5 protein-coding genes and 2 pseudogenes are annotated in these 7,157 nt (G+C 42.8%); 5 read left to right on the top strand and 2 right to left on the bottom strand.

Features of this window, described 5'->3' with window-relative positions:
- Positions 1 to 359: 359 nt before the first annotated feature.
- Positions 360 to 1,178, bottom strand: coding sequence for an SDR family NAD(P)-dependent oxidoreductase (locus tag DP117_RS10165; RefSeq protein ID WP_169218197.1), 819 nt, complete (start codon positions 1,176 to 1,178; stop codon positions 360 to 362).
- 625 nt (positions 1,179 to 1,803) lie between these two features.
- Here DP117_RS10165 and dhaK point away from each other — a divergent pair.
- On the top strand, positions 1,804 to 2,877 hold the full coding sequence (gene dhaK, locus DP117_RS10170; protein WP_169218198.1) for a dihydroxyacetone kinase subunit DhaK: 1,074 nt from the start codon (positions 1,804 to 1,806) through the stop codon (positions 2,875 to 2,877).
- Positions 2,878 to 2,880: 3 nt separating this feature from the next.
- The gene (gene dhaL, locus DP117_RS10175; protein ID WP_169218199.1) at positions 2,881 to 3,528 is read left to right on the top strand and encodes a dihydroxyacetone kinase subunit DhaL; all 648 of its coding nucleotides are present in this window, start codon (positions 2,881 to 2,883) and stop codon (positions 3,526 to 3,528) included.
- 358 nt (positions 3,529 to 3,886) lie between these two features.
- Here the strand turns inward: dhaL and DP117_RS10180 are convergent, their stop codons facing one another.
- A complete protein-coding gene (locus tag DP117_RS10180) occupies positions 3,887 to 4,069 on the bottom strand; it encodes a hypothetical protein (protein ID WP_169218200.1) in 183 nt (60 codons plus the stop codon).
- A gap of 59 nt (positions 4,070 to 4,128) precedes the next feature.
- Here DP117_RS10180 and DP117_RS36105 point away from each other — a divergent pair.
- The 3 genes and pseudogenes from DP117_RS36105 to DP117_RS10195 all read left to right on the top strand — a co-directional run.
- A pseudogene (locus DP117_RS36105) lies at positions 4,129 to 4,245 on the top strand (RNA-guided endonuclease TnpB family protein); the annotation flags it as partial.
- Positions 4,246 to 4,886: 641 nt separating this feature from the next.
- Positions 4,887 to 5,825 (top strand): annotated as a pseudogene (locus DP117_RS36110) (reverse transcriptase domain-containing protein); the annotation flags it as partial.
- Positions 5,826 to 6,367: 542 nt separating this feature from the next.
- The gene (locus DP117_RS10195) at positions 6,368 to 7,123 is read left to right on the top strand and encodes a reverse transcriptase N-terminal domain-containing protein (protein WP_248277607.1); all 756 of its coding nucleotides are present in this window, start codon (positions 6,368 to 6,370) and stop codon (positions 7,121 to 7,123) included.
- The last annotated feature ends 34 nt before the right edge of the window (positions 7,124 to 7,157 follow it).

The raw sequence follows: 7,157 nt of genomic DNA on the forward strand, positions 1-7,157 counted from the left end.
GATGCTCCAAAAGAGCCGCTTGACAGGGGCAATACTGCAAAGCAGCCGCTACGCGATCCTCCCCTTGGGAGCCGCGCAGGGCGCGATCGCCAATTATATTTCATAAATTTAAAATGGTTGTTTATCTTATAAAAAAAATTCTAATTGAAAGGCTATTTCTTAAGGAATCAAAGTTAATCAATTAACATAATTAGCAAGCTTCAAAAAACCCCTGCCCGAAGTTTGGAGCAGGGTAGTGGAAATGTATAACTTGAGGCAGAGCCTCTTTTAACTCATTCCCAAGCGGAGCATGGAAACAACAAAAGCCGGGGAGGGATTCCGACTGTATAACCAACGGAATAAGAAGCTCTAAAAAAGCCTCAACGTGAAGCTGTTCTGGCGTCTCTGAATCTTTGATAACGCGGTTGTCTCTCTTGCGGAGCCGCCATTAGTAAAACTTTTTCCAACAACCAAGGAGCAATGCGGTTACACCACACGGCTAAATGACTTTGCCATCCTACTAAGATTTCAGGTGAATCTCTTTGTAGTCCAGCAATAAGTGCCTGAGCCACTTTCTGGGGAGTCATCGGTACCACCCACCGAAACCACTGTAAATCTCGCACCATATCAGTGTCGGTCAGGGATGGTAACAAAGCTATGACTCGGATGTTGTGTGCGGCGAGTTCGCCGCGCAAGGCTTGAGTGAAGCCCACAATTGCAAACTTAGTGGCTGAATAAGTTGCCATTGTTGGTGCAGCGACTTTACCCATTAAGCTAGAAACGTTAACGATTGTTCCTGAGCCTTGTGTCACCATGCGTCGGGCAACTAAACGAGTCATGGTGTACATTCCGATTAAATTAACGTTTATCTCTACCTGTACATTTGGCAGTCGAGACTTTAAGAAGGGTGTTTGGTGTGCAACTCCAGCACAGTTCACAAGTAGATCAATTGGCCCGTGATCTCGCCAAGCTTGGGCGATCGCAATATTGACTTCTACCACTTGCGACAAATCCAAAGGCAGGGTGACAGCTTCCACACCAAGCATCTCTATTTCATGAGCGACTTGGGCTAACCAAGCACTGTCCCGTGCTACCAACAATAAGCGTTTGATTCCTTGCCTTGCTAATTCGATGGCGATCGCCCGCCCAATACCACGTGAGGCTCCAGTAACAAGAGCCGTCTTTCCTTGAATATTCATCGCTAAAACCTCCAGATTTGAAGTCTCACTGTGCTGACACGCCAGTGCCGAGTAGAAAGATTGTGCAACCTATGACATCCTCAGCGTGGAGTGAGACGAAAGAGACTTGTGATTGGGGTATAAGTTGAATTAAACCCTTGGCAGTAAGAAATTTCTGAGAAAACTTGCTTGTCTTACCGCATTTTTGGAGAAAAACTTTGGATATGTCTTTAGTCAGATTTCAGTAAACCTTGAGTTGGACTGGCAATACGTAGGAGTCAAGCGAATTAAGCAACCGTCTTAAGTTGTCCTTAGTGTAGTCAAACGAGCAACAAAGATATTTCTTAGCTATCTTGCGGGAAAATGGGTATAAAGCAGAGAAATATCTTTTGGACAATACTAGAATCAGTGAATCAGTGAAAAGCCAACATTGACGCGTAGCATGGATGGCACCTCTTTTTGATACTAAGTGTCTACCAGAACCAACTTTCTTTGCATACGCTAGCAAGGGGATCAACTATCTGCAACATTTATTAACAAAATTCCTTGACTTTTACGTAACTTTACAAATCCCTCAGAAAAGACGAAGCAGCAACGGTGCTTTATTCTTGATTTTAGAAACTTCTGAATGAGGAGCGACAAGACTATGAAAAAGCTTATTAATAAACCGGAAGACTTTATACATGAAATTCTGAAGGGTATGGCTGCGGCTCATCCCAATTTTATTAAAGTAAATTATGAACCTGCTTTTGTTTATCGAGCCGATGTACCTATACAAGGTAAAGTCGCAATTGTTTCAGGTGGTGGTAGCGGTCACGAACCAATGCACGCTGGGTTTGTAGGGATGGGAATGTTGGATGCTGCTTGTCCGGGAGAGGTTTTTACTTCTCCTACACCTGACCAAATGTTGTCAGCTGCAAAGAAAGTCGATGGTGGTGCTGGTATCCTTTATATCGTTAAGAATTATAGTGGCGATGTGATGAATTTTGAAATGGCAACGGAATTAGCCCGTAGTGAAGGTATCCAGGTATTAAGTATATTGATTGATGACGATGTGGCGGTGAAAGACAGCCTCTATACTCAGGGACGTCGTGGTGTAGGTACGACAGTGCTAGCAGAGAAAATTTGTGGTGCTGCGGCACAGCAAGGGTATAATTTACAGAAAACAGCAGATTTGTGTCGTTTTGTCAATAGAAATGGTCGGAGTATGGGGATAGCGCTGACTTCCTGTACGGTACCCGCCAGAGGAACGCCTACATTTGAATTGGGAAGCCAGGAAATAGAAATGGGTATTGGTATCCACGGTGAACCAGGACGGGAACGCATGAACCTGAAATCAGCTGATGAGATCACTGAAATATTGGCGCTATCAATTATTGAGGATTCACCTTACACCCGGACAATGCGCGAGTGGGATGAAGAAAAAGGCGAATGGGTGGATGTAGAATTGACGAATCCGGTTTTTCAGCAAGGTGATAAAGTCTTAGCTTTTGTTAACAGTATGGGGGGTACTCCTATTTCTGAACTTTACATTGTTTACCGGAAATTAGCTGAAATCTGCGAAAAGAAGGGACTGCAAATAGTGCGAAACCTTATTGGTCCTTATGTTACTTCTTTGGATATGCAAGGTTGCTCGATAACACTGTTAAAGTTGGATGATGAGCTGATCCGGTTATGGGATGCACCTGTGAAAACACCAAGTCTGCTGTGGGGAGTGTGAGATATGGTGACAAAAGAGCAGATTTTGCAATGGTTGCAAACATTTGCAGCCCAGATAGAGCAGAATAAAGATTATTTAACACAATTAGATGCGGCGATTGGAGATGCTGACCACGGGATCAATATGGAACGTGGTTTCAAAAAGGCGATCGCTCAGTTATCAACTGTTGCCGATAAAGACATCGGTAGTATATTGAAAACAGTAAGCATGACCCTGATTTCTTCAGTTGGTGGTGCGAGTGGTCCTCTTTATGGGACTTTATTTCTACGAGCAAGTACAACTGTCGCTGGAAAGGAAGAACTCACCGCCGAGAATATGCTTGAAATGCTCAAAGCAGGATTAGATGGTGTTCTTGGGCGTGGTAAAGCAACTCAAGGCGACAAGACAATGATAGATGTCCTTTCTCCCGCAGTCATGGCTTTTCAACAAGCTGTAAGTGATGGAAAAAGCACACTAGAAGCAATGCAACAAAGTGTTGCTGCAGCAGAACAGGGGGTGAAAGATACAACGCCAATGATTGCTAAAAAAGGGCGGGCTAGTTATTTGGGAGAACGTAGTGTAGGACATCAAGATCCAGGGGCGACTTCATCTTATTTGATGTTGAAAAGTTTGTTAATAGTGCTAGAAAATTCTAGAGCGCCGGTACATTAGTCACGTATTTGGGTAAAAAACCCGGCGTTGCTGAATCCATGTATGAAAAAGATGTTGTGTGATTCCAAACCCTTGTAGAGACGTACCATGGTACGTCTCTACACTTGGATTCATACTTCAAATCAGCAACGCCAAAAACCCGGTTTGTTTGAGTTGAGATTACGAAAACTTGGTCTTTCCAACAAATAGAAACCGGGTTTTGGAATTACTGTACGATGCTCTAGGGGATAAAGCAAAATGCTAAGCAGCATTTTTCAACTTGTGTGACAAAGTGTGTTGATAAATAGCATACAGGATTTACAGTGTTGAAAGCAGAAAGCCCATCCCCTTTTAGGGGTGGGATGAATGCGATGCACCTTTAGGTGCAGTCTGCTCTAATCAATCTTTCTAAATATTCACTAACACTTATCCCTTTTTCTCTAGCTTTAATAACGGCATTAGACCATGCAGTGTTTGTTAACATAACACCGCGTTGCTTTTTGGTCTCTTCATATAATACTGGCACATTTTTTATTCTTTTCTTGCCTCTTCCTGTTGACATTTTTAGAACATATAAGTAAACTTTTTTTAGTTTAAACAGCCTAAGGAGGTGAGTCAAGCGTGCTAGTTCTAGAGTATAAAGCTAAAGGAAACAAGATACAATACTTAGCAATTGAGGAGGCTATCAAAACGACTCAATTTGTCAGGAATAAGTGTCTTAGGTATTGGATGGATGCCTCTAAATCCGTAAATAATCTCACAAACTCCACGGAGTTGAACTCTCAGAAGGATGTAGGTGAAAGTCCTACCAGCAAGGTTCATGCTTGACTCCTTATCTGCCCACACCAAATAGACTCGTTATCTATAGAGTGAAGCGCTTAACAGGGCGATTTTTCCGGAGGCACCGCAGTTTTTCTAGGTAAAAGCCCAACCCCCGGCAACCGAGAAGTCTAAGAATGGACTAGACCATGCGTAGACGAACGGACTGCAATCGAGTTGCGTAATTCGATGATATCACGCTCGATTGATAGCAGAACGTATTGACGCGGACGGGCAAGCACACACGCGCCCTGATGAACGGCAAGAATTGGATTAGATGAAACATAGACCGAATCTAAGGAAGACGCCTACTAGGCGAACAAGTCATACGAACTGAAGTTGTAACTGTCCAGCCTAAAGGAGAATACAAAGCTCCAAATGTTCGGAAACTCAAGACGGTGGTACGGTGGAGGTCAATTCCTGAAAATGGTTTGTGAATGGGATTTTTGGGTCTTGTGCCCAGTTACCCACAGGTTGCTAGGAGCCGGATGCGGTGAAAGTCGCACGTCCGGTTCTGAAGGAGAGGTGCGCTGCAGCAATGTGGACATCGACTCTAACACATAGAGAACTATAGTGAATCGTGGAAGTCACTACCGTGGAAGAAATTCCGCCGTGATTTATTCCGCCTACAAAAAAGAGTGTTTAAAGCAGTTCAAGCAGGAAACAAGCGTAAGGCTATGTCTCTTCAACGGCTTATTCTGAAATCCACTGCGGCTAGATTACTGGCGATTCGTCAAGTATCACAGCTAAACGCTGGAAAGAAAACAGCAGGAATCGATGGTAAAAAGTCCCTTACTTTTAAGGAACGCTTTGAACTAGAGGAACTGCTGAAAGTGTCCAGTAACAATTGGAAACACCAGAAGTTACGCAGCGTGTTCATCCCTAAAAAAGATGGAAGCAAACGGACGCTTAAAATCCCAACCATTGCGGATAGAGCCTGGCAATGCCTTGCAAAATTCGCAATAGAACCAGACTCGCGTTGCACTATTCCATGAAAGGAGTTACGGGTTTAGACCAGGAAGGGCTGCACATGATGCACAAAAGTTGTTGTTCGCCAACCTAAATTCCAACGCAAATGGAATCAATAAGCGAGTCATAGAACTCGATATTGAAAAGTGCTGAGTCCCAAGGGGACACGCTGCGCGAACGACAGGATTTCTCACACCACAATAATGAATAACTTGACAGCCCCCAAAGGCATTAAGGATGGAATATTCCGCTGTTTAAAAGCAGGAATAAATCCAGAATTCCCAGAACAAGGAACTCCTCAAGGTGGTGTGGTAAGCCCGCTTTTAGCCAACATTGCACTAAACGGAATAGAAGAAATTCATCATTCAGTACGGTATGCCGATGATATGGTGATAATCTTAAAACCCCAAGACAATGCCGAAAAGATACTAGAAAAAATCAGTCACTTTCTAGCAGAAAGAGGGATGAAGATAAGTGAGAAGAAAACAAAGATAACCGCTACGACAGATGGTTTTGACTTCCTTGGCTGGGTGCGACCCGTTCTAGCTCTGGGAAAGGCTAAAAGCCTTGAAATAGCTAGCCTAGAGGCAACTCTAGAGAACTATCTCAATCATGTAGGTTCAATTCCTACCGATGTAATGACCGTTTGAAAGCATCTTGGATAGGTAAGCGACTGGTTCTCAAATGCCTAAAAGCTCCAAGAAATGGGGATAAGCAGATAGCCTAAAATCAGTGACACCCCTAGCAAAATCACTCATGTGTAGGTTACACGAACCTTGTCAAACTCTCGTTAGGAAAGGAAATACCAAATAAGGCTGAAAGGTATTATAACTCTGAAGCTAATTAGATTCCAATGCCGCTAATTAGGTCATTCAACAAGTAGGAGTCGGGAGAGTCAAGGACACTAAAAGTGATACGAAATGATGAGATGGAACGAGGTAATCTCTGTAATGGCTTTTAAGAAGGTCGATTCTTAAGTAGTAACCAGCGCAAGCCTTACAGAAGACAGGATGGTTTCAGAAGCAAAAGCCAAGTTGTAATGACTCGGATACGCTGACAGAAACCCTGCTACTTGAAAGAAATAGTTTCAATTAGTAGATATAAAACGATGAACAAGGATAAAACCAAGTATACGAACTGGACGGATTTAGAATGGCGCAAGCTAGAAAAAACTGTCTGGAAGCTACAAAAGAGAATATTTCGAGCCAAGCAAAAGGGAAATGTCAAACTGGTAAAACAGCTTCAGAAACTTTTGGTTAATAGCTTTGCCGCAAAATCACTTGCAGTGAGAAAAGTAACTCAAGATAATAGAGGCAGAAAAACAGCAGGTATAGATGGAGTTAAAGCCATCCCACCTAATCGTAGACTTCAATTAGTGGAAGAACTTAAAATCTCCCACAAAGCTGCACCGTTGAGAAGGATATATATTCCTAAACCAGGTACGGACGAGAAGCGTCCTCTAAGCATTCCCACAATCAAAGATAGAGCCATTCAAAAGTTAGTAAAAATGGCTTTAGAACCAGAATGGGAAGCGGTCTTTGAGCCAAATTCTTATGGGTTTCGACCAGGAAGAAAATGCCATGATGCCATTGAAGCAATATATACAAGCATCAATAAAAAACCCAAATGGGTACTTGATGCCGACATATCAAAATGCTTTGACAAAATTAACCATAACTATCTATTAGGAAAATTGGAGGACATTCCTAAAAGAATTAAGAAACAAATCAAAGCATGGCTAAAAGCAGGCTATATGGAAGGACAGAATTTATTTCCATCCTCAGAAGGAACACCACAAGGTGGCGTAAGTGTGCTACGAAGCACTTAGTGGTATTGCTTACGGTCATTAGAAAATAGGAGGT

Source organism: Brasilonema sp. UFV-L1, assembly GCF_012912105.1.
Classification (GTDB): Bacteria; Cyanobacteriota; Cyanobacteriia; order Cyanobacteriales; family Nostocaceae; genus Brasilonema.